We start from the raw sequence: 21918 nt of genomic DNA on the forward strand, positions 1-21918 counted from the left end.
GGGTCTTAGAGAGGCACGAACCTGGTAGATTACTAGGTCGATGCCATCCGACAAAAGAAAACATTTAGGGTTTACGATGATGAAGACGTGCACGGGCACGTCTTCACAGTTGAATCGGAATTTCTATCCTAAATTCCGTTCCTTGGTTGGGTACGGAGATACATTGCAACTGACCTCCATGTTTTTCAACGACAATTTGATAACTGATGGATAGCCCTAAACCCGTACCTTTGCCTACGGGTTTTGTAGTGAAGAAGGGGTGAAAGATCTGGCTCCTAACCTCTTCTTGCATCCCAGAGCCATTGTCGATAATCCGGATAACAACCCGTGGCTCAGTCACTTTCCCGTCTCGTGCATCACTCTCGAGCAGTTCTGTACAAATTCGGATGACTTTGGGGGATTCCCTTGGGGAGAACATCGACACAATGTCCGTCTCCTGGGTACAGGCTGAGGCTGGAGTTGGGCTAGACGCACTCGCTCGTGTTTCGCGATCGCTAACCCCAATACACCCATGTCGCCACATTGGCGTGCCAGAGCAGTTCTTCAGAGAATAAGCTTGGTTATTGCTAGAGCTATTGCCCTTTATCGGCTTGTAATGTTCTTCAACATCTGTATCTGTTTGTGCACACAGCGTTGGGGGGCAATCTTCCAAGGCATCAACCGCATTGCACAGCAAATTCATAAACACTTGGTTCAAAAGACCGGCGTAGCCCTTGATTGGGGGCAATTCCCCGTATTCTTTAACAACGGCAATTCCCGGATTGTCCCCTTTGGGCTTGAGCCGATTGTTGATAATTAACAGTGTGCTATCAATTCCTTTGTGAATATCCACCTGCGTCATCTGGGATTCATCAATCCGGGAAAAGCTTCGCAAAGACTGAACAATCTGACGAATGCGATCGGCTCCCAACTGCATTGAGGATAAGGTTTTGGGGAAATCTTCAACCAAGAACTCTAAATCGATCGCCTCTGCTCTGGCTTGAATTTCAGGTTCTGGCTGGGGATAGTGCTTGACGTACAATCGGAGCAGATCTAATAAATCATCAACATATTGAGTCGCAGGAATCAGGTTACCACAAACAAAGTTAACTGGATTGTTAATTTCATGAGCAACACCTGCTACTAACTGCCCTAAGTTGCACATTTTTTCGTTGTGAATCAACTGGGCTTGAGTTTGTTGTAGCTTTGTCAACGTCTGTTTCAATTGTTCAGCTTTGGCTCTCAGTTGAGCTTCTGCTCGCTGCGAAGCTTCCTCCGCTAACTTTCGCTGAGTGATATCTGTAACAAAGCCCTCGTAGTATAGCAACGTACCATCCTCAGCACGCACAGCTCGTGCATTTTCCGAAATCCAGATGATACTGCCGTCTTTTCGATAAACCTGAGACTCAAAGTCAGATACCACATCACACGTGTAGAGTTGCTCAATAAATTCCTGACGGCGGTTCGGATCAGTGTAAAGCTGCTGCCCGATATTCGTTAAATTTTTGAGCAATGCGTCGGCTGATTCGTAGCCGTAAATACGTGCTAGCGCCGGGTTACAGGCTAAGTAGTATCCCTCAGGCGTTGTTTGAAAGATTCCTTCAACTGCGTTTTCAAAGATACTGCGATACTTCTGTTCCGCTTGCCGCAGAGCCTCTTCCACCCGTTGACGCTCAGCAATTTGATGAGCTAGTTCGTGATTAGCGCGTTTCAATTGCTTTGTCCGCTCGACAAGGTTGTTGTGGACTTTCTCATAGTACTCTACCCGGTTGGCAGAGCTAGCTGACAAATTGTCACGGCTTAGGAACATGGCTCATTTGCTGAAGTCTCTAGCCCACCTCCAACATCATTCAACCTTTCGGTCACCTGCTGGGTGATGCAGTACATCTACATTTTGTGACATTTAACATCCCTAGCTAGTGACGGTTATCTGTCGTGCTTGTGATTTAAATTTACATTATATGTGATTCAAATCACAGCAATATTTTTTCAAAAGTATGTATGTAAAAACGTTTTTGAGTTCGCTGACACCATGATGACAAATTTTTAAGGGGAAAACAAAAAAAGTCACCCCGTACCTATCTGTATTAATTATTTGTGTCAACGATATTACTAAGCGTCATGGTGTAGGGGAATGGCACTCGCGTTTAATGCAAGTGCCATTCCTGTATAGTCTAAGGGACATTGCTCAGGAATCTCGGCTCATTCCTGTTGTGGTAAAGCGATATTTTCTCCCGACATGGCATGACGAGCAATGTTACCTAAAGGGTAGCCCGCCAATAAACCAATCACCAAACAGCCGCTGACAATAGCAGCCGTAAGCACTGTAGTATGACGTTCTTCTTCCATTGATAGTTCTCCTTAATAATAAAGGTATCAAAATATATGCAATGGCTGGCAGTAAAGCTGCACAGTGGGACTTTCAAATTCATCTTAAATAAAAGGCGATCGCACAAGTTAAACTCGGAAGCGATCGCCCCACCAATCAGGTCAGGAGTCTTATGGCTTTAGTCACAGCACCAGCCCTACGCATTGCTCAACACTGTTCTCTTTTAAGCAATACTCTTATCGGTAATACAATCTATACAGTCAGATTAGCGGCTAGTATTAACAGTGACTTATATCGGAAGAAAGAGTTTATGTGACATTTCTTTGTTATTCAGGATACAAAGATTCATCAGCAAGCACTATGGCTGTTGAAGCTTTTTGATATCGATAACTTCCCATTGTACCACATCCTCCCATCCTTTCACTTGATTTTGAGTGGAGATGGCTCTCACTTCGTTAAAACATACTTCAGATTTGGGTAGACTTAACCGGGTTATTAACTTTTTCTTGATTTCTTCGCTGAGATATTGATAAATTAAGCTCAAATGAGGATTAAGCGCAAACTCAGATGGATGTTTTGAACAATTATGGATAGTTTCTGATATCTGAGTGAGAAGGGGATTTTGGTAAAATTGTACGAATAATGTCTTGGTAAATTGGTCTGTATAGAGGAGTTGATCGACTCTTAAACTAAAACTCTGAATCCCCTGTATGGCATTTCCCAGCAGTTCAGCCGGAGATTCTTCGGGGGTATATTCACCCGAATAAATGGTGACATGGGGCGTAAACACGGGAGCGTCATATTCTTGGGCAAGATTATCTATGATGTCCTGGAAAAACGCTTTGTCCTCTTCGGATGGAATCAGCCAAAATGAGACTTTAGTTTTCAATGGCATACTCCTGTAAAAATGATGATTTTAAGTCATTTCTGAAATAAACATTAACTTAAAGTATTAGCGGGTGCGTTACACTTCGTTAACGCACTCTACAGATTTAAAATTAACTTTATAGAGTAGAGCGATCGCATCACTTCACGACAGGTGCAACAGTAACAATCTGATTCTCTTGATTGATAGTGACTTTGGCTAATCCAAATTGCTCGATCACCCAAGCATTTGTTGTCAGGTGCGTGGTAATTTCAGCCACTTGGTACTGACTTGCCTCTGATGCCAAAGCCGCTGGTAAGAGTAATTGATCGCCTAGAAACTGATCGACGGGTGCCCCATTGGCATGAAAATCTAGCAACTCTTCAGTCGCGATTTCTGCCACACGTTCGGCAGGCAGTCCGATTTCTCCCACAGCACCAAATCCAGACTGACTGTACTCGTATTCAGCCGTCAGAAAGATGCCTGCTCCTGGCCCCACACCTCGCTCTCGCACAGGCTGCACTTTACCTTTTAGATGGGCTTGTTGCAACAAATTTTCCGCCCGCATCGCCATCCGTTGGGGGATATGGGAAGGAAGTTCTGTCACGACGGCTAACCCCCGCACCTGCTGCAAGTCTCCTCGCTTGAGTAAGTGAAGACCCCTTAGAGGCGATGTGGGGTTATCGCCAGCGCCAGTTACCCGCAATTCCACCTCACCACCCCCTCGCGGATACCAACCCCAAGCACGAACCTGCACCTGTGCTTGCACCCCCATCTGTTTCAGGGTGGGCAGATAAACTTGTTCGATATAGGTGATGGGTGGACTCCAGGACACATGAGTTCCTCCCTTGAGAGTTACCACTGAGTTACCCTTGGCGAGTGCGAGGGGTAGCAGGATGGTTTGCAAAATCAATGTGACGGCACCCGCTGAGCCTGCGCCTGTGGTTTCGGTAACATCAAAGGTGTAATATCCAGCCACGGCGGGACAACTGGGAATAAATTCCAGTGTCATGGAACCGAGGGCATCTCCCTGCACTTCGGCTTGGCAGATGGTAGCTGCTGCCCTTACACCGGTTAAGTGTTGAATGGCTAATCCTGGCTTTTTGCGACCTGCACGGATGCGATCGATGCGAATGGGTTGGCCTGTAATAGCAGCTAGGCTGAGGGAGGTACGTAAGATTTGACCGCCGCCCTCACCGTAGGAGCCGTCGATGTGAAGCATATTAGCTATATTATGGTCTTTATGGCTGGTTTTTGCGCTTTGTGTCCACTGTAAGGGTATCTTCACAGCAACGCCAAGGGCATACGCCGCTAGTGGGGTAATTGGGGAAGGTGCGATCGCCTCCGAGACTTTGCCAGTTGCACGCTTCACACGACAGAATCCTCAGTAATAATAGCTAGCAAAACAATCAAATATCTCATTTATTTCATCGATATGCTTATCGCCAAATTTTTTTCCTAGCCGATATCCTAGATTATGCCAAGTTAGTTTTTTGAGGGTATTTTCTGTATAGATTTTGTCCCTTACTGTAGCATCTTCCCATCCCGCTTTAAATTGGCCTCGACGGAGATTATCGGGGGGTTGGCGAACATCGTCTTCATATACCATTTCGGATATTAACTTTTTACAGGTATGCATATCCATAAAGCTTAGTTCCCTAGTAGTAAGAAAACTGTTCAATGGGGTTTATCAGGTTCGAGTGTCCCAACGAAAAACTCTGACATCCTCCGCCCACTACAATCATGCGATCGCAGGTAATACAGCTCTAACAGGCGAATCAACGAGAATCCGCTGGAGATGAGTAGCACTATTCATTCGCCTTCCAGCATTCTAGTTTCAGATTTCTTACTTGATTCATCACTCGAAAATCTCCATCTTCTGAAACAATTATTAGATTGTGTTGTATTGCTGTGCAGGCTATCCACAAATCGTTAATTCGTACACCTGCCTCTTTAATGTCAAAATTCCTGCGTTTTACTCTTTCTCTTGGTGCAAACGTATCGAATATATCAGCGTGGAATTTACCGTAAATTCTAGATGTTTCTTCGTCTATGGGATAAATTCTCAATCTTTTTACAAATGCCTCAAGCAAGGCTAGATTTTCTTGCTTCCTTTGAGATTTTTCGATCATTGTCATCAGTTCACCATAGACGATTGTATTTATAGCAATCTCACTGTCTACCATGAGTGACTCTAGCTTTTGAATAACCCGTACATCCCTTTGAACAAGAACGAAGCTACAGTGATTTGTGTCTAGCAGATACACCGGAATTTTACCTAAATTAAACGTTCTTATTTCCTAGTCCGATTGACATATTCCAAGCACTCCTCAAAATCATTCCCCGCCCAACTAGGTGCGATTTCGAGCCAATTTAATAACTCTCCAACAGTGTGTTTTTTCTCCTTTTTGTAATTATAAATCTGCCATAGTACACCCCTTGAGGTATTCTTAAGAGCCGTTAGGTAGTTGACTACCTCTTGCGAAATGCCAGGTTGCTCAGGCTGAAGAGTTGGATCGGAAAGAATTGCTAATGGTATTTTTTTGACAATCTCTATCAACCAGTCAGGAGAGAAGAAAATATACTGTTCTAAGACTTCTGACAACTTAACCATTCCCGTATACAGTTTCCCCGCTTGGTCTACTAGATATTTATCATCAAATGCCTGAAGCATATACTCCTGAGCGATGAGCAGTCTTTTAAATCCCTCCATATATTTTTCCTCAGTTTCCAGCTTTTTAACTACTCTACTGGGGAGGAAATCATTGTATTTGGTTTTGAGTTGGTTAGAGAGCGTTTGATACTCCCCAAAGAAGATTTCGATCTTCTCTCCAAGATTTCCTGTTGACTTTATACGCTCGGAAATCTCTACGAGTTTCATTAAGTCATCTAGAATTTCCTCTCTAGAGAATTGACCTTCGCCAGATTCATACAACTGTTCTAATAGTATCTTTGCGGAATCCAAACTGTTAATAATGTTTTCGCTATTCTTCTCTGAGAGTGACCTGATTGAATCTTCTGTTGCTGTAAGCATAATGAGATTCCCTAACTAAGGACTTATGAAAGAAAGAAGTTGAGGTATAAATTTGACATAGGAAGTGAGGACATCATAGCCCAGTCTGCTCAGTTCCATCACGACATCCATTGGACAGTTCTCATTGGAGTAGAACTTAACCATCCCCGTCCTCATCAAGAGCAGCAATAGCGCGATCGCCTTCCTCTCGGTGCTGTTCGTAGTATGCCCAGGCAGCAGATAGATCGCTAGACGTAAGGCTGGGATAGTTTCGCAATAATTCCTCATCATCTGCTCCCTGCTGGCGGAAAGCAACCAACGTCCAGACAGGGATGCGCGTGTTGCGAATGCGGGGTTGTCCACCACATACACCTGCCGTCACTTGGATTGACTTGCTTCTTAGTTGTTCAAACAGCAAGGTGCGTTCCTCTGGGGTGAGGGATTCGATAATCTGCACCAGTGAATTAACCAGTTGCGTGTTCATCGGCTTTTACCCAAGTTTTATCCCCCTAACAATTGAACCGTGCGATAGTGAAGCACTACTGCTATCAACAGATCGCATTCCTCTCCTCAAATACCCAACCACCCGTAAGCGTCGTTACCCCTGTTCCCTACAGAGACTTTACAACTGAATTACAGGCGCGATCGCATTATCCCAGCCCAGAACTTAAGATGGCAACTGAACGTCACTATTCCAAGTCCTCATGTCCCATCAGGACAAACGTATATTTGTAAGGTTTACGGATGACACACGAAGAATTACTCGTACTGATTGAACAAGCCGCCAACGACAAAGTAACATCACTTGACCTCCACAACCATCAACTGACGACACTACCCGCAGAAATTGGCAATCTCACCCATCTCACCAGACTATCCCTCTACGGAAACCAACTAGGGATGCTACCACCCGAAATCGGTCAACTCACCAATCTCAAAGAGCTAGATCTCAGCGGCAATCAACTCAAAGCACTGCCCGAAGAAATTGGCAATCTCACTAATCTGACTGATCTATGCCTCGATAACAATCAACTCACCGCACTACCCAAAGAAATTGGCAATCTCACTAATCTGACAGGGCTATCTTTGGACAGCAATCAACTAACAGCCTTGCCCGAAGAGATTGGCAAACTCATCAATCTCACCCGGCTATCTCTTTATAGCAATCGACTGACAGGACTCCCCAAAGAAATTGGCAATCTCACCCATTTAAACCGTTTATCCTGCGATAATAATCAATTGATGACTTTGCCCAAGGAAATTGGGAATTTCATCAATTTAACAGGTCTATCTCTGGATAACAATCAACTTAGAGAACTACCCCAAGACATTGGCAATCTCACCAATCTCACCCGATTATCGATCGATAACAATAAACTCACATCGCTGCCCAAAGAAATTGGTAATCTCACTAATCTGACCCAGCTATCTCTGGATAACAATAAACTCACAGAACTGCTCAAAGAAATTGGCAATCTCACCCATTTAACGGCCTTAGCGATCGACAGCAATCAACTCAAATCCCTGCCTGAAGAGATGGGTCAACTCATCAATTTGACGACTCTATCTCTCTACAAAAATCAACTGAGTTCATTACCTACAGCCATTGGTAATCTTACCCATTTAACCAAACTCTCTCTCTACAGTAATCAATTAACAGCACTCCCTAAAGAAATTGGAATTTTGACGAATCTAACCAGTCTATCTCTCGACAATAATCCACTCACTTCACCTCCATCTGAAATTATTCAGCAAGGAACTCAGGCTATTTTGGCCTATCTTCGGCAGTGATTGTCGAATCGTGTGACCATTAGCTTTAAACCCCTAGATTCATCTAGGGGGTCGTTTCATCATGGATATTACTTACCTCCGCCTTCAGTTAATTTCTTAAAGCCGAACTTGTGGCAAATCCTTGCGAGGATTATAGCTGCGGTTGGCGCGAATTTTTTCGTAGTAATCTCGCTCTATGGGCGTCAGATCTTTCGGCGGTACAATCACAATCCGCACTAGCTGGTCACTCCGTCCGCCCTTAGGACGAGGCCAGCCTTTCCCACGCAGCCGTAAGGATTGACCCGAACGGATGCCCGCAGGAACATTCACATTCACTGTGCCATCGGGTGTTGGTACTTCAATAGATGCTCCTAAGACAGCTTCATCTGGCGTCACAGGCACTTCACAAATCAGATTATCGCCATCGAACTGGAAGAAAGAGTGAGGTTTGAGTTCTACATCCAGGTACAAATCGCCCCGTTGCTGGTTGTAAGAATTGACCTGTCCTTTGCCTCGAACTCGAATCCGGCTGCCTAGTTTCGCCCCAGGCGGAATGCGAACATCGATCACTTCAGTCCCCAAGTTCAAACGTTTCTGAACCCCGTGGAACGCCTCAGACCAGCTCAGAGAGAGGGTTGCTTGCCGATCGCCACCGGCTCCCGTTGTGTTATTCTCAACACCTGAGTAGTCATTAAATCCACCGAAGCCACCAAAATCGTTAAACCCGGTAGAGCCACCTGTGCCTGTGCGATAGGTATAAGTCCGACGGTTGCTTCCACCTGCGCCCGTGTTAAAGCGACCCAGCAATTCGTTGATAAACTCATCAAAGCTGCCATACTGGCTAAAGTCAAAGCCGTTGGGATCTACTCCGACTCCACCACCACCACTAGGCCATCCTTGTCCGGCTTGCCTCCAATACTGACCAAATTGATCATATTTTTGGCGTTTTTCTGTATCCGATAATACCTCGTAGGCTTCACTAACTTCTTTAAAGCGAGCCTCTGCTTGTTTATCACCAGGGTTCATGTCCGGGTGGTACTTTCGAGCGAGCCGTCGATAGGACTTTTTGATTTCATCCGCACTGGCGGTTTTAGTGAGTCCGAGGATGGCGTAATAGTCTTTAAAGTCGGTCGCAGCCATGAAGGGTTTCTCCTTTACTCTTAATAATTTAGTTTAAGTTTTGTCCTATCCTGACCTCAGGGCGCTGCAACCATTCAAGTCAGCAAATTGTCCAGGTAGAATAGGGTTGATATACCTCAAAGCTAGGGTAACAAAGCTGTCAAAGGTATTGAGTTCGGTTCTTTCTCATCCAGGCGATCGCAATTTCCACACCTTGCCGATGAGTAACACATTAGGTAATCAAATCCTTCTTCCTGTGTGGGCGGAGCGCTCAGCAGTGAGGCGTGCATCTGCAAAATCACTTCTTCTGGAACCTGGCGCTTTCGCCTTTGATTTCGTTCCAAACACAGTACTAGGGGTGTATCTAACCATACACCAATCAGACGGGTAAAACCGACCTCACGCGCTAGGGCGATCGCTTCTTTTCGGTAACGTTGCACCGCATGAGTCGCATCATAAATCGTCAGGGGCGAAACAGCCACAGCCTGACGCATTTGCTCTTGTACCTGATGCCATACCAATAACCAGGAGCCTTGAACCTCTTCAGACCCGAACAATTGAGCGCGGATAGAATCGGTCGAAATTAGATGACGTTCAGGACATTCAACCAATAGTTTACGAGCCAGCGTAGATTTACCGCTCCCAGGAAGCCCTATCAGCAGAATCAGCTTGGTCATTGAGTTGAAATTGATTCAGATGGTTCGCCTAGCGTTCCCTAAAGGAAAAATTGACAGGTTGAAGGAATCCATTCACATCTTGCATCACCCCCCGACGCTCCTCATCCTCGAATCTAGCTCCCTCCCCTAATTAAGGAGAGGGCTGGGGAGGGTAAAAGGACTTGGTGCCAGATCTGAGTCAATTGAACTTGTAAAAGTTCCAACCGCTCTTTTAACGTTCAACGGATTGACCTTACAACCTGTAATACCCATTCATTGAAGACTCAGGGCTAAATGATTGTCCCATCCGGAATTACAGCATTTTTGAACACGACAATAATGCCGTTACGGATGAAAAAGCCTTGATTCTCCCGCTCTGCTTCCTCCACTCTATCTTTATTGATAATTTGCACATCGCAGCCAATGCGAGCGTTTTTATCAATAATCGCACGGCGAATCGTTGAGTTGGAACCAATCCCTAGGGGAACTCTGGTGGTGTCACAGTCAGATTGCCGCTCGGCGAACGGTTCATAGAAGTCTGCCCCCATAATCAAGGTATCTTCAATGATGCAACCCGCTTCAACCCGCGAACGAATTCCCAGCACAGAATGGTTAATCCGACATTGTTTGAGAATGCAGCCTTCCCCAATCATGGATTCCGTTACTTGGCAATCTAAAAGCTTAGTCGGAGGCAAGTAACGGGCGCGAGTGTAGATAGGAGCTCGCTCCTCATAAAAGCTAAAGGGTGGGCGCGGTTGCTGAGTCAGTGCTAGGTTCGCCTCGTAGAAGGACTCAATTGTTCCAATGTCTTCCCAATAACCGTTATAGAGATAGGCTTGAACGTTATAGTCCTTGGCTGAAGCCGGGATAATTTCTTTACCAAAATCGGTTTGATCGGGAGATTTATTCAGCAAATCGATTAAAACATCTCTTTTGAAGACATAAATCCCCATTGAAGCGATGTAGGGCATTTTTTGTGCCTGTTCAGCGTCTAAGCCCAGTGTGGTTGTATCCACCTGCATTTTTTTCAGGGCATCCCCTTTGGGCTTTTCGCTAAAATCAACGATTCGACCTGTATGATCAATTTTCATCAGACCAAAATCTGATGCCCGTTTCTCGTCAATGGGGACAACGGAGAGGGTGATATCTGCGTTCGTGTCGCGATGACGTTCGACAAATAAGCGATAGTCCATCCGGTAGAGATGATCACCGGATAAAATCAGGAACTCATCAACTTCCCACTCCTCCATCAGCCAAAGGTATTGACGCACGGCGTCGGCAGTACCTTGGAACCAACTGGGATTTTCTGCCGTCTGTTGAGCGGCGAGGACTTCAACAAACCCGTCACTGAAGCCAGCAAAGTTGTAGGTACGGGCTAGGTGGCGATTCAGGGAAGCTGAGTTAAATTGGGTCAGAACGTAGATTTTCAGGATATCTGAGTTAATACAGTTACTGACTGGAATATCAATCAGGCGATACTTCCCGGCTAAGGGTACAGCCGGTTTAGCCCGCAGTTTGGTTAGGGGATAAAGGCGTGTCCCTGCACCACCTCCGAGAATAATTCCTAAGACTCTTTTCACAAATAACCTCTCGACTGCAAGTAAATTGTTAAGTTTAGTGTGCGATTCTAAGTAACAGATGGCAAGGGGGAACAGGGGATAAAAGGCTGAAGTTCAGCTTGTACACTTCAGACTTGTTTAGTCAAGAGTTAGAAATGAATTCAAGACTCTTAACGGGTTAGTTTGCCATTTCCATTAATATCTTCTGGGCGCATTGCTCGTTGGTTCCGTCAGCCGGATGTCGTTGGATGTAGCTACCGTCGGGTTGGAGTTCCCAAGCTTGACGGTTATCTGCCATCATGATTGCCAAAATCTCTTGCAGGTCTTTGACAATCTCTGGGTCTTCAATGGGCACAACGGCCTCTACTCGTCGATCCAGATTACGACGCATCCAGTCTGCACTGCCAATATACACCTCCTCTTTACCTTGATTGTGAAAGTAATAAATCCGTGAGTGTTCTAAAAAGCGACCGACCACACTAATCACACGAATATTTTCACTGACTCCTGGAAGTCCGGGACGCAGACAGCAAATGCCTCGGACAATTAAGTCAATTTGAACCCCTGCACGGGAAGCCTCATAGAGAGTGGTAATAATTTGTGGGTCAACCAGAGCATTCATTTTGGCAACGATACGACCCGTTCCACCCTGTCGGCAATTTTCGATCTCGCGGTTAATCAAAGCCAGGAAGCGATCGCGCAAATTCACTGGCGCGACCAATAACTTCCGATAAGACCGTTGCCGTGAGTAACCCGTCAAAAAGTTAAACAAATCGGTTAAATCTGCCCCCAAATCATCCCGACAGCTCAATATACCCAAATCAGTATAAATTCTGGCGGTTTTAGGATTATAGTTGCCCGTACCGATGTGAACATAGCGTTTTATTTTGTTGTCGTGCCGACGCACAACTAGGACGACTTTGGTGTGAGTCTTCAACCCCACCAAACCATAAACAACATGCACCCCTGCTTGTTCTAACTTGCGTGCCCAGAGAATATTGTTCTCTTCATCAAAACGGGCTTTTAGCTCTACAAGTACCGCCACTTGTTTACCATTTTCTGCCGCCGAAATCAAGGCGTTGAGAATGGGTGAATCACCGGATGTCCGGTAGAGTGTCATCTTGATGGCGAGCACCCCCGGATCGTGAGCCGCCTGGGTAATAAACCGCAGCACCGTTCCGGAAAAGGACTGATAGGGATGGTGTAGCAGTAAATCCGCACGGCAAATCACGCTGAATAAATCTTCCTCTTCCTCTTCTGCTGAGGGGGTTCGCAACCGGGAGGGTACGACGGGGGTCCAAGGGGGGTCTTTGAGTTCCGGGAGTGGCAAATCCATCAAACCCATCAAATCGCCCAAACCCAGTAAACTGTCTACCTCATAGATATCGCTCTTCTGGAGCTTTAACTCCCGCATCAGCATCTCCCGCACGGTATCGGGCATTGTGACATGAATTTCCATCCGCACGACAGAACCGCTAACACGTCGTTTCCTAAGTTCCTGCTCAATCGCCAACAGCAGGTCGTCCGCTTCATCTTCTTCGACGGCTAGGTCTGCATTGCGGGTAATCCGAAAGGGATGATACTCCAGAATATTCATTCCTGGAAATAGAGATTCCAAGTTATGAGCAATGACTTGTTCTAGAGGCACACCTGTCCACACGGCGGATCGCTCTTTTTTGCGGTGACGTAACGAGTCAGGCAAAGGCACAAACCGAGGCAAAACTTTAGGCACTTTCACCCGTGCAAATAACTCTTCTCCCGTGTCTGGATCTTTTACAACCGCAGCCAGATTCAAACTGAGATTGGAAATGTAAGGAAATGGATGGCTGGGGTCAACGGCGAGGGGGGTGAGAACCGGAAAAATTTGCTCTTCAAAGTAGTTTTGCAGGTAAGTCCGTTGTTCCTGATTCAAGTCCATGTAATCTAAAAAATGGACGCCTTCTCGTGCCAGTTGCGAGCGCAGGACTTTCTCAAAGTGTTGATGCTGTTCATTGATCAGGGGACGTAATCGATCACTAATGGCCTCCAACTGTTGGCTTGGTGTTCGACCATCCGGCGTCAACTTTCTCACATTTGCCTCTAGCTGTTGCTTTAAACCCGCAACACGAACCATGAAGAATTCATCCAGATTCGAGCTAAAAATGCTCATGAACTTGAGACGCTCCAACAGAGGCGTCCGGGGGTCTGTGGCTTCATGCAACACCCGATCATTAAACTCTAGCCAACTGAGTTCCCGATTAAAGTAATATTGCGGGTCACCTAGATTAATGTCCGTGATGGTCGTTTTCGATGATTTAGCCATAATTTTGAGTTGGCTTTGTCCTGTCCCAGATTGATCGCTTGCCGCATCAGTCAGTTGTTGAGGAGGGTGTGCCAGAGTACGCTGCACCAGATAGCGCGCCACAACGCCTGATCTCCTAGTGGGTTCACTAGGGGTTGCGACTTCATAGTACCCTGAACTGAAGCGTTCTAGAACTTATTTTGAAAATGAGTGGGAAGGTTAGAAGGTAAGGTTGCAGGTTAAGAATGTTTATTCCTGGTGACTTCAAAAAACCTCGTCTTCGATACCGTGCCACCATTCACCTAATTTCATTAGATCCTGATGAATATCAGCGAGTCCTGTGGCATATTCTTCGGGTGAAAGTGTTTCTCGTTGCTCTTGGAGTTTCTTCAATCGGAGTTGCACCAGTAGCCAAGGCTTGGAAATGCTATTTGTGCTTTCGATGTATTGGGCTAAATCTTTACTATCCATAACTCTTTGGATGTAACTCATTGATCATAAAAGACAGCCACGATTTTTTCCCATGACTGTCTTTTGATTTGATCGCTTGCTCAATGTGAGAGGGAATCGCGATCGCTCCTAGTACACTGGATGTTGCCGTAGCCCACACGCGATCGCTGAGTGTCCCCTTGTAGTTAACGTTTCTTAGGTGGCAGCCATATTCTCGTTAACAAAGTCCCAATTAATCAAGTGGTTGATGAAAGCGTCGATGAAGTCGGGACGCTTGTTTTGGTAATCCAAGTAGTAAGCGTGTTCCCAAACATCCAGAGTTAGCAAAGGAGTTAGCCCTAATGCTAATGGGTTGACGGCATTGGGAGAGTTGGTGATTTTTAGCGTACCATTGTCGAGTACGAGCCAAGCCCAGCCACTGCCGAACTGGGTAGCGGCGGCTTTTTTAAACTCTTCTTTGAACTTATCGTAGCCACCTAAGTCCGAATCAATCTTCGCTGCGATCGCACCGGTTGGGGCACCGCCGCCACCCTGCTTCATGCCATTCCAGAAGAATGTGTGGTTCCAAGCTTGTGCTGCATTGTTGAAGATGCCACCCTTGGACGAGTCATTGTAGGTTGCCTTGATCACTTCCTCAATCGACTTATCGGCTAAATCCGTGTCCTTGATCATGTTATTGTAATTGGTCACGTAAGCCGCGTGATGCTTGTCGTGATGGAACTCAAACGTCTTAGCAGTGATGTAAGGGTCAAGCGCATCGTAAGCGTATGGTAAAGGGGGAAGTTCGTATCCCATTTCGGTTCAATCCTCTCAAAACTGCCTTCTAGCTTAAAGCGAATCGCGAAGCTAGACTCATTGCAAACTTCACGATAATCAGCTTAAATTTCCTATAGCTGATGCCATAAAATTTAACAATATCATTGTAGCCCAAAGGCTGTATTGCTCTGAACATAATCCTTCTATATCCAAAGGTAGAAGACTTATTTAAGGCATTCGTGCTGTTAATCGTTAATCAAACTTTGGGCAATAAGGTTAATCTCATCGAATCAATATTACGGAGTTTTACCACGACGGGTTAAGGCTTGTTTAAGGAATGCGATCGCATCTTTTGGACTTGTCGCTATCCAAATATGATGGTGCGACAAGTGTTGAAAAAATCGTTGACTTTCTCGGTCTTGTGTCAATAAAACAATGGGTTTATTGGCTTTTAAAGCCAGTGCCACTTCAGAGGCGGTGCCAGCCCCCATCCCGCAGGCAATCACCCCATCACTGGAGAGGACATTGATATTATTTCGAGCACTACCCATGTCTGTAAAAATGGCAATATGAACGGCGTCAGAGACACCGCTATCGCCAGCATCAGGCAGAATACCAACCGTCAGGCCATTGGCAGATTTTGCCCCACGATTGGCAGCGTCCATCACACCCACATTTCTGCCCCCCGTCAGGAGTACCCATCCTTCTTGAGCAATCAAGGTACCTATTGTATAGGCATTTTCCCAGTCAGTCTCTGAGGCTCCAGTTCCTGGCCCCATCACCCCAATGATAATTTTTCTCATACGTTAGCGATAGTTATAGCAAAAGGCAAAAGGCAGAAGGCAAAAGGCAGAAGTTAGATGTACTCCACTCAATCGAGAACTGCTATAAATAAGACGCTAAAAAATAGAGCCAGTAATCATCCCAGCCAGGATAATAAAGCCAATCCAAACATTTTGCCGAAAAATCTCACCATAAGCCGGTCTGGGAAGGTCTTTTTGGCACAGTCGGGTATATTGCCAAGCCCAAAGTGCGATCGCAATTCCCAATCCTAGCCAAAAACCAAGATGCAACTGCATCACCACACCTAACCAAGCGAGTAATCCAGCAGTACCCACAAAAAAAACACCCACAGCTTCAGCCGCATAATCACCAAAAAAGATAGCGCTAGAGTTAATCCCAATCCGCTGATCATCTTCGCGATCGGACATAGCATAAACCGTATCAAAGCCCAATGTCCAAAGCACGGTTGCCCCCCACAGTATCCAAGTTGCGGGTTGCAGATTAGCGGTTACGGCACTCCAACTGATGAGAACCGCAAAACCCCAAGCGATGGAAAGGACTAACTGGGGAATGGGAAAGACTCGCTTGGCGGATGGGTAAAAGACGATGACGGGGACAGCAGCAACGCACAGCCAGAAGGTATAAGAATTGAGATAAAGAGCGAGGACGCCCGCACAACACATTGCCACTAAGGTCACAATGATACCCACTTGGATCGAGAGCGCACGAGAGGCGAGGGGGCGATCGCGTGTGCGTTCCACTTGAGGGTCAATATCTCTATCCCACAAATCATTAATCACACAACCGGCACCACTGGTGGCTAAGGTTCCCAGGATAATCACCCCGACTAAGGGGACAGGAGGTATGCCATTAGCAGCTAGAAAGACAGCCCACAATGCAGGTACCATCAAAATCAGGCGTCCTGCTGGCTTATCCCATCGCAGGAGTCGAATAATCCTTAGCCAGCTTGGTACAGGGTTTTGTTGGGGTTGAGTCAGCATGGAATAAATTCAGGATGGTTGATTCTTCCCGATGGGGGATTTCTATCTAGGATATAGTGCCTATTTACTTTATTCCCTTTAAACAGGACTGTTATTCCTAGAGGCTGGGCTGGTGTTTTTAGCTGGAATACAAGGGCATGGTTGATTCCTTAACGAAAGAAAGTTCTATCACAGATTGCACTCCTAATCTTGATCAAAACTGCATTCTGGCAGCGATCGACATTGGGACAAATTCGATTCACATGGTGGTTGTGGAGATTGAGCCAACGCTACCGTCATTTACGATTATCGCCAGAGAGAAAGAGACAGTACGCTTAGGCGATCGCCATCCCAAAACAGGGGAGTTGACACCAGAAGCCATGGAACGATCGCTCGGTGCTTTGCAACGTTGCCAAGACTTGGCAAAAAGCTGCAATGCCGAACAAATTGTTGCTGTTGCCACGAGTGCTGTGCGTGAGGCACCGAACGGACGAGCCTTTTTAAAGCAAATCCAATCAGACTTAGGGTTATTTGTCAACCTCATTTCAGGTCCCGAAGAAGCCCGACGGATTTATTTGGGTGTTCTGTCGGGGATGGAATTCAACAACCAGCCCCATGCCATTATTGATATTGGTGGTGGTTCGACGGAATTGATTTTGGGGGATAGTCATGAACCCCGTTACCTGAGCAGTACGAAAATAGGGGCGGTTCGTCTCACGGCTGAGTTTATCACCACTGACCCCATCAGTCTGGGCGAGTTTCAATACTTGCAAGCTTATATCCGGGGGATGTTAGAGCGACCGGTTGAAGAGTTACTGTCTCATCGGCAACCGGGCGAAGAGCTTCGTTTGGTGGGAACCTCTGGCACGATTGAAACCCTGGCAACCCTGCACGCGAGAGAAAAGCTGGGAACGGTGCCAAATACCCTCAACGGCTACCAAATGAGTCGCAAAGACCTCAAAGAAATGGTCAAGCGCTTAGCCTCAATGAGTTGCGCGGAACGGGGAGCCATCTCAGGGATGTCAGATCGACGCTCAGAAATTATTGTGGCAGGGGCAATAATTTTAGTGGAAGCGATGACAATGCTGGGGGTTGAGTGCTTGATGATTGGTGAACGGGCACTCCGAGAAGGGATGATTGTTGACTGGATGCTCAGCCACGGATTGATTGAAGACCGACTGCGCTATCAAGGTTCAGTACGCGAACGGAGCGTTTTGAAAATTGCTCAAAAATATCAGGTGAATTCGGAATATAGCCAGCGAGTTGCTAACTTGGTTTTGAGTTTGTTTAATCAAACCAAAGGCCATCTCCATGACTGGGATTGTGAAGAACGGGAACTGCTGTGGGCGGCAGCGATTTTGCACAACTGTGGATTATATGTGAATCATTCGGCTCACCATAAGCACTCTTATTATCTAATTCGCCACGCTGAACTTTTGGGTTTTCTGGAAACCGAAATTGAAATCATTGCCAATCTAGCGCGTTATCATCGACGGAGTACACCCAAGAAAAAGCACGAAAATTATAGCAATTTATCCAGTAAAAAGCATCGGCAACTCGTGTGTCAGCTCAGTGCGTTGTTACGTTTAGCGGTGGCTCTTGACCGCCGACAAATTGGCGCGATCGCACGAGTGCAGTGTGAGTATCGTCCGCATGAAAAAGAACTTCATCTGCGTCTATTTCCTGCTCAACCCGAAGATGATTGCGCGTTGGAACTGTGGAGTTTGAATTACAAAAAAGGCGTTTTTGAAGAGGAATTTGGTGTTAAGTTAGTGGCAACTTTGGAATCGGCACCAGTGACAGTCAGTTAATCTTAGATTGAGCTGTGACTCCATCGCAAAGATCGCGCTCAACTGGGTCAACTTGAGCATTCATCTTGAGATAATCCCGCACGCGATCGCAAGCATAAGCGAGTTCATCGAGTTTGAGAATTCGCTCCATATCCCACAAAATCACCGTGCGATCGTCTCCAGCAGAGGCAATTTGTTTACCATCGGGACTAAACGCCACCCCCCAAACGTTTCCCTCATGTCCGGTTAGCGTTGTTATTTCTGTTCCGTCTATCTTCCAGAGCTTGAGTACGCCAGTGGAGCCTCCAGTCACCAGCATTTGACCGTCTGGACTGAAATCAACTGCCATCACACCTCTCGTATTTCCCTTGAGGGTTTTGAGCAACGTGCCATCGCTTGTCCAGAGTTTAATCGTGTCATCCCTGCTGGCAGTTGCCAAGGTGCGACCGTCTGGACTGATGGCAACTTTCCAAATCGGGCTGCGATGACCTTTGAGAATCTTGGAAAACCGACCGTCAAGACTCCACAACCGAGCAGTAGTGTCGCTACTGGCTGAAACCAGCCTCTGTCCGTCAGGGGTAAAGTCTACATCGTAAACCCTAGCTTGATGTCCTTGGAACGTTTTCAACAAAGTGCCGTCTGGCTTCCACAGTTTCACGGTTTTATCGTTGCTGGCAGAAGCAAGTAGGCGACCATCTGGACTTGCAGCGATATCCCAAACTCCCGCGCTATGCCCTGTTATGGTTTTCAGCAGCTTCCCGTCGAACTGCCAGAATTTCAGTGTTTTGTCTTCACTAGCCGCAGCGAGGATGGGCGCAGCATTGGCAGAACTCGCCCCTTGGAGGAAAGCAGTGCCGTAAACGGTAGCCTTGTTTCCGGCAAACGTTTTCAGCAACGTGCCATCTCGCGCCCACAGTTTGAAGCTGCCATCTGAACTCGCTGAAACTAGTATCTTACCTTCGGGACTGAAACCCACATCCCAAATGGTTCCGCCATGTCCGTAAAGGACTTTCGAGAAAGGACTGATTGGGTTCCACAGTCGAGCGGTATTGTCATCGCTAACGGAGACAACGATTTTACTGTTAGGAATAAAGGTAACGGCTCGAATTCCCGATTGATGCCCTTTGAGGGTTTTCAACAACGTCCCATCCGGATTCCAAAGGTTGATGATTTGGTCAGCACCAGTCGAAGCAATCATATCGCCTGCTGTGCTGACAGCAATTTCAAACACTTCCGAACTGTGACTGCTAAGAGTACGTAGCAGCGTTCCATCAGGTTGCCAGAGTTTAACCGTATTGTCAGCGCTGGCAGAGACAAGGGTGGGTCGTTTTGTGCCGTTTTTGTCGGCAAGTAAGGCGAACTCAACGTCCCAAACGGTGGCGCTGTGTCCTTCCAGGGTTCTCAACAGTTCACCATCGAGAGTCCAGACTTTGACTGTACCGTCTGCGCTGCTAGAGGCGAACAGGTTGCCATCCGGACTAAAGGCAACACCCCAAACCCCTCCTTGATGTCCTGCTAGAGTTTTGAGCAATTTGCCATCAATACTCCACAAACGAATGGTGCTGTCTTCGCTGGCGGAGGCGATACGCTTACCGTCAGGACTCACAGCAATCGCCCATATCGCCGCATTATGTCCCTGAAAAGTTTTGAGCAGTTTGCCTTCCCGACTCCACAGATAAATGCTGCCATCCACACTGGATGTTATTAGGCGCTGGCTGTCGGGAGTAAAACGGAGGGCGTAGACGCTGCTAACTTTGTGCTCAAGAGTATACAACAAGGTACCATCTCGTTGCCAAAGCTTAGCTGTTTGGTCGCCGCCGCCGGTGGCGATGAGTTGTCCATCTGGGCTAGCATCAACGGCCAGAACCGGGCTGGAATGCCCCGACAGGCGATTGAATTCGGCTGTTCCATAGATGGCTTGTTGCAGCACTTGTTGCACTTGAGATTGCAACTGGGGGCTGGAATTAGGGAGACTGTCGAGCCTGCGTCTTGCTTTGATGGCAGTTACGAGAGCATCTAATCGCTGTTGAGAAGCAAATTGCCCTGTGGAGGAGGTGGTGAGGGCTTGAATTTCGCTGATACGGGCTTGCTGCTCACTCGTGAGGGCGCGATGATATTGCCAGAGGGCGAGAAGGCTAGATGCGATCGCAACGATTAATAACCCACTCAACGCCCCAATAAACCTTCGCTGTCGCTTTGCTGTTTTTCGCTCTAACACTAACCGCTTGTGTTCTTCTGCCAGTCGGGCTTCTACTTCCTTAGCTCGTTCTGCCTCCAATGCCAGTTGTACTTCCAGCCTGTCTAATTCTTGAGAAGCGGCTAAAAATTGATAATCCAAATTGCTTAAACTTTTGCCCTGTGCCCAAGTTTGAGCATCTTTGAGGGCTTGTCCCCTGAGAAGACGTGAAGCATCCTGTTGTTTTGAAGCAATCCAAGCATCGAAAGCTTGAGAGTAAGGGCGCACAGACGCTAATTGTTCTTTTACCCATTCCCAATCGAATACCTTCTGATAAATGGGGTTTTTCACCTTGAGGAAACCTTGCTGTTTCTCCACCAAACCCGACAGCAGCAGTTCCATTTGCTCTGGCGAGTCATCGCTGCCAATTTCCCCTCGTTGTAAGATTTGTTGATAGATGCCGAGTAATCGAGCCGCACGTTGAGAGTTGCTCAAAATGCGATCGCGTATTGTCCTCAAATGCTCCGGCTCATCTTGAGATTCCCAGTTGTCAATGATGCGCCGGACTACCAACTGTTCCACCCAACGTGCCTCATCCCCAGCAAGAATTACGCTGACGCGATTGGTTGCCATCAAGGTAAGCTGGCACAACTTTTGTGTTAAAAACGGTTGTCCCCCTGTCCAGCGCAAAATTTCAGCTAACAAGGCATCTGGCTGACTGGCAATCTTCTTTAATCCCGGCATCAGGGGGATGGCTTCGTCTAACGAAAATCCCTTGAGTTCTATTGCCCGTCCGATATTAAACGGTGTACGATTTTTGTCGGCAATTAAATCTGGCGGTGTTGCTACTCCCAACAGGGCAAACGTCAGCCGTTTGTAGCTTGACTTTTGAGCGCGTTTGTTGTATATAGCCCTAATTAGGGCAAAGAAATCGTCCGTCGGGAAGTCTAAACTGAGTAGACTATCAATTTCATCGATAAAAATTACGACATTTTGCTGAATTTCAACGAGCAAGACGGTTTCGAGAAATTCACTCAGGCGATTGACTAAGGATAAGTGGGTGCGATCGCGCCACCAAGCTCGTAAATTAAAGTCAAGCTGGAAACTGCTGCCCAGAGAACCGACAACAGAGGCATACCATTGTTCTGGCGTCACCTCTTGAGTACCAATGGCTGTGATATCAATGACTCCGCAGCGAATACCTTCCGCTTGCAAACGGTGCATCGTCTGTACCCAAAGCGATGATTTACCCATTTGCCGGGAGTTGAGGACATAGCAAAACTCACCTCTAAGTAGCGCCTCATACAACTGATCATCAGCTTGACGCCTGACATAACTAGGCGCATCAAGCGGTAAACTCCCGCCAACTTGATATTCATAGGATGGGCTTTGGGCAGTGAGCATGATGGGAG

At 46.7% G+C, this 21918-nt stretch carries 19 protein-coding genes; 2 read left to right on the forward strand and 17 right to left on the reverse strand.

The annotated features are described in order from the left end of the window. Nucleotides 1-103: 103 nt before the first annotated feature. The 8 genes from MIC7113_RS13500 to MIC7113_RS13530 form a co-directional block, all read right to left on the reverse strand. Nucleotides 104-1789 (reverse strand): sensor histidine kinase, encoded by a 1686-nt coding sequence (locus MIC7113_RS13500; protein ID WP_015182725.1) that lies wholly within the window; start codon nucleotides 1787-1789, stop codon nucleotides 104-106. A 392-nt stretch (nucleotides 1790-2181) separates the two neighbouring features. Then, nucleotides 2182-2328, reverse strand: coding sequence for a hypothetical protein (locus tag MIC7113_RS36325; RefSeq protein WP_015182726.1), 147 nt, complete (start codon nucleotides 2326-2328; stop codon nucleotides 2182-2184). Between the two features lie 338 nt (nucleotides 2329-2666). Further along, nucleotides 2667-3203 carry a hypothetical protein gene (locus MIC7113_RS13505; protein ID WP_015182728.1) on the reverse strand — a complete coding sequence of 179 codons (537 nt, stop codon included), beginning with the start codon at nucleotides 3201-3203 and terminating at the stop codon, nucleotides 2667-2669. A 130-nt stretch (nucleotides 3204-3333) separates the two neighbouring features. Further along, the gene (rtcA, locus tag MIC7113_RS13510; protein ID WP_041780799.1) at nucleotides 3334-4395 is read right to left on the reverse strand and encodes an RNA 3'-terminal phosphate cyclase; all 1062 of its coding nucleotides are present in this window, start codon (nucleotides 4393-4395) and stop codon (nucleotides 3334-3336) included. Nucleotides 4396-4557: 162 nt separating this feature from the next. Then, nucleotides 4558-4782, reverse strand: a complete 225-nt coding sequence (locus MIC7113_RS13515; protein ID WP_155897994.1) for a hypothetical protein — start codon at nucleotides 4780-4782, stop codon at nucleotides 4558-4560. Between the two features lie 199 nt (nucleotides 4783-4981). Next, nucleotides 4982-5440, reverse strand: a complete 459-nt coding sequence (locus MIC7113_RS13520; protein WP_015182731.1) for a type II toxin-antitoxin system VapC family toxin — start codon at nucleotides 5438-5440, stop codon at nucleotides 4982-4984. A 26-nt stretch (nucleotides 5441-5466) separates the two neighbouring features. Beyond that, nucleotides 5467-6207, reverse strand: a complete 741-nt coding sequence (locus MIC7113_RS13525; protein WP_015182732.1) for a hypothetical protein — start codon at nucleotides 6205-6207, stop codon at nucleotides 5467-5469. 136 nt (nucleotides 6208-6343) lie between these two features. Beyond that, nucleotides 6344-6670: a DUF433 domain-containing protein gene (locus tag MIC7113_RS13530; RefSeq protein ID WP_015182733.1), complete on the reverse strand. Its 327-nt coding sequence runs from the start codon at nucleotides 6668-6670 to the stop codon at nucleotides 6344-6346. Nucleotides 6671-6930: 260 nt separating this feature from the next. Between MIC7113_RS13530 and MIC7113_RS13535 the strand changes: the two genes are divergently transcribed. Further along, nucleotides 6931-7977, forward strand: coding sequence for a leucine-rich repeat domain-containing protein (locus tag MIC7113_RS13535; protein ID WP_015182734.1), 1047 nt, complete (start codon nucleotides 6931-6933; stop codon nucleotides 7975-7977). 96 nt (nucleotides 7978-8073) lie between these two features. On the opposite strand, the gene MIC7113_RS13540 is transcribed toward MIC7113_RS13535, so the two are convergent. From MIC7113_RS13540 to MIC7113_RS13575, 8 genes are all read right to left on the reverse strand, one after another. After that, nucleotides 8074-9096, reverse strand: a complete 1023-nt coding sequence (locus MIC7113_RS13540; protein ID WP_015182735.1) for a DnaJ C-terminal domain-containing protein — start codon at nucleotides 9094-9096, stop codon at nucleotides 8074-8076. Between the two features lie 122 nt (nucleotides 9097-9218). Next, a complete protein-coding gene (locus MIC7113_RS13545) occupies nucleotides 9219-9752 on the reverse strand; it encodes an AAA family ATPase (protein ID WP_015182736.1) in 534 nt (177 codons plus the stop codon). Nucleotides 9753-10021: 269 nt separating this feature from the next. Continuing rightward, nucleotides 10022-11311, reverse strand: a complete 1290-nt coding sequence (locus tag MIC7113_RS13550; RefSeq protein ID WP_015182737.1) for a glucose-1-phosphate adenylyltransferase — start codon at nucleotides 11309-11311, stop codon at nucleotides 10022-10024. Nucleotides 11312-11468: 157 nt separating this feature from the next. Continuing rightward, nucleotides 11469-13592 (reverse strand): polyphosphate kinase 1, encoded by a 2124-nt coding sequence (gene ppk1 / locus MIC7113_RS13555; protein WP_041780804.1) that lies wholly within the window; start codon nucleotides 13590-13592, stop codon nucleotides 11469-11471. A gap of 243 nt (nucleotides 13593-13835) precedes the next feature. Continuing rightward, a complete protein-coding gene (locus MIC7113_RS13560) occupies nucleotides 13836-14042 on the reverse strand; it encodes a hypothetical protein (protein ID WP_041780048.1) in 207 nt (68 codons plus the stop codon). Nucleotides 14043-14216: 174 nt separating this feature from the next. Continuing rightward, nucleotides 14217-14816 (reverse strand): superoxide dismutase, encoded by a 600-nt coding sequence (locus MIC7113_RS13565; protein ID WP_015182740.1) that lies wholly within the window; start codon nucleotides 14814-14816, stop codon nucleotides 14217-14219. Between the two features lie 257 nt (nucleotides 14817-15073). After that, a complete protein-coding gene (locus tag MIC7113_RS13570) occupies nucleotides 15074-15580 on the reverse strand; it encodes an SLOG cluster 4 domain-containing protein (protein WP_015182741.1) in 507 nt (168 codons plus the stop codon). 96 nt (nucleotides 15581-15676) lie between these two features. After that, nucleotides 15677-16561 (reverse strand): 4-hydroxybenzoate solanesyltransferase, encoded by an 885-nt coding sequence (locus tag MIC7113_RS13575; protein ID WP_015182742.1) that lies wholly within the window; start codon nucleotides 16559-16561, stop codon nucleotides 15677-15679. Between the two features lie 137 nt (nucleotides 16562-16698). Between MIC7113_RS13575 and MIC7113_RS13580 the strand changes: the two genes are divergently transcribed. After that, nucleotides 16699-18351 carry a Ppx/GppA phosphatase family protein gene (locus tag MIC7113_RS13580; RefSeq protein ID WP_015182743.1) on the forward strand — a complete coding sequence of 551 codons (1653 nt, stop codon included), beginning with the start codon at nucleotides 16699-16701 and terminating at the stop codon, nucleotides 18349-18351. Here MIC7113_RS13580 and MIC7113_RS13585 read toward each other — a convergent pair. After that, the gene (locus MIC7113_RS13585) at nucleotides 18344-21910 is read right to left on the reverse strand and encodes an AAA-like domain-containing protein (protein WP_015182744.1); all 3567 of its coding nucleotides are present in this window, start codon (nucleotides 21908-21910) and stop codon (nucleotides 18344-18346) included. The two genes, MIC7113_RS13580 and MIC7113_RS13585, sit on opposite strands and share 8 nt — an antisense overlap. Between the last annotated feature and the right edge of the window lie 8 nt (nucleotides 21911-21918).

This window comes from Allocoleopsis franciscana PCC 7113, from assembly GCF_000317515.1.
Classification (GTDB): Bacteria; Cyanobacteriota; Cyanobacteriia; order Cyanobacteriales; family Coleofasciculaceae; genus Allocoleopsis; species Allocoleopsis franciscana.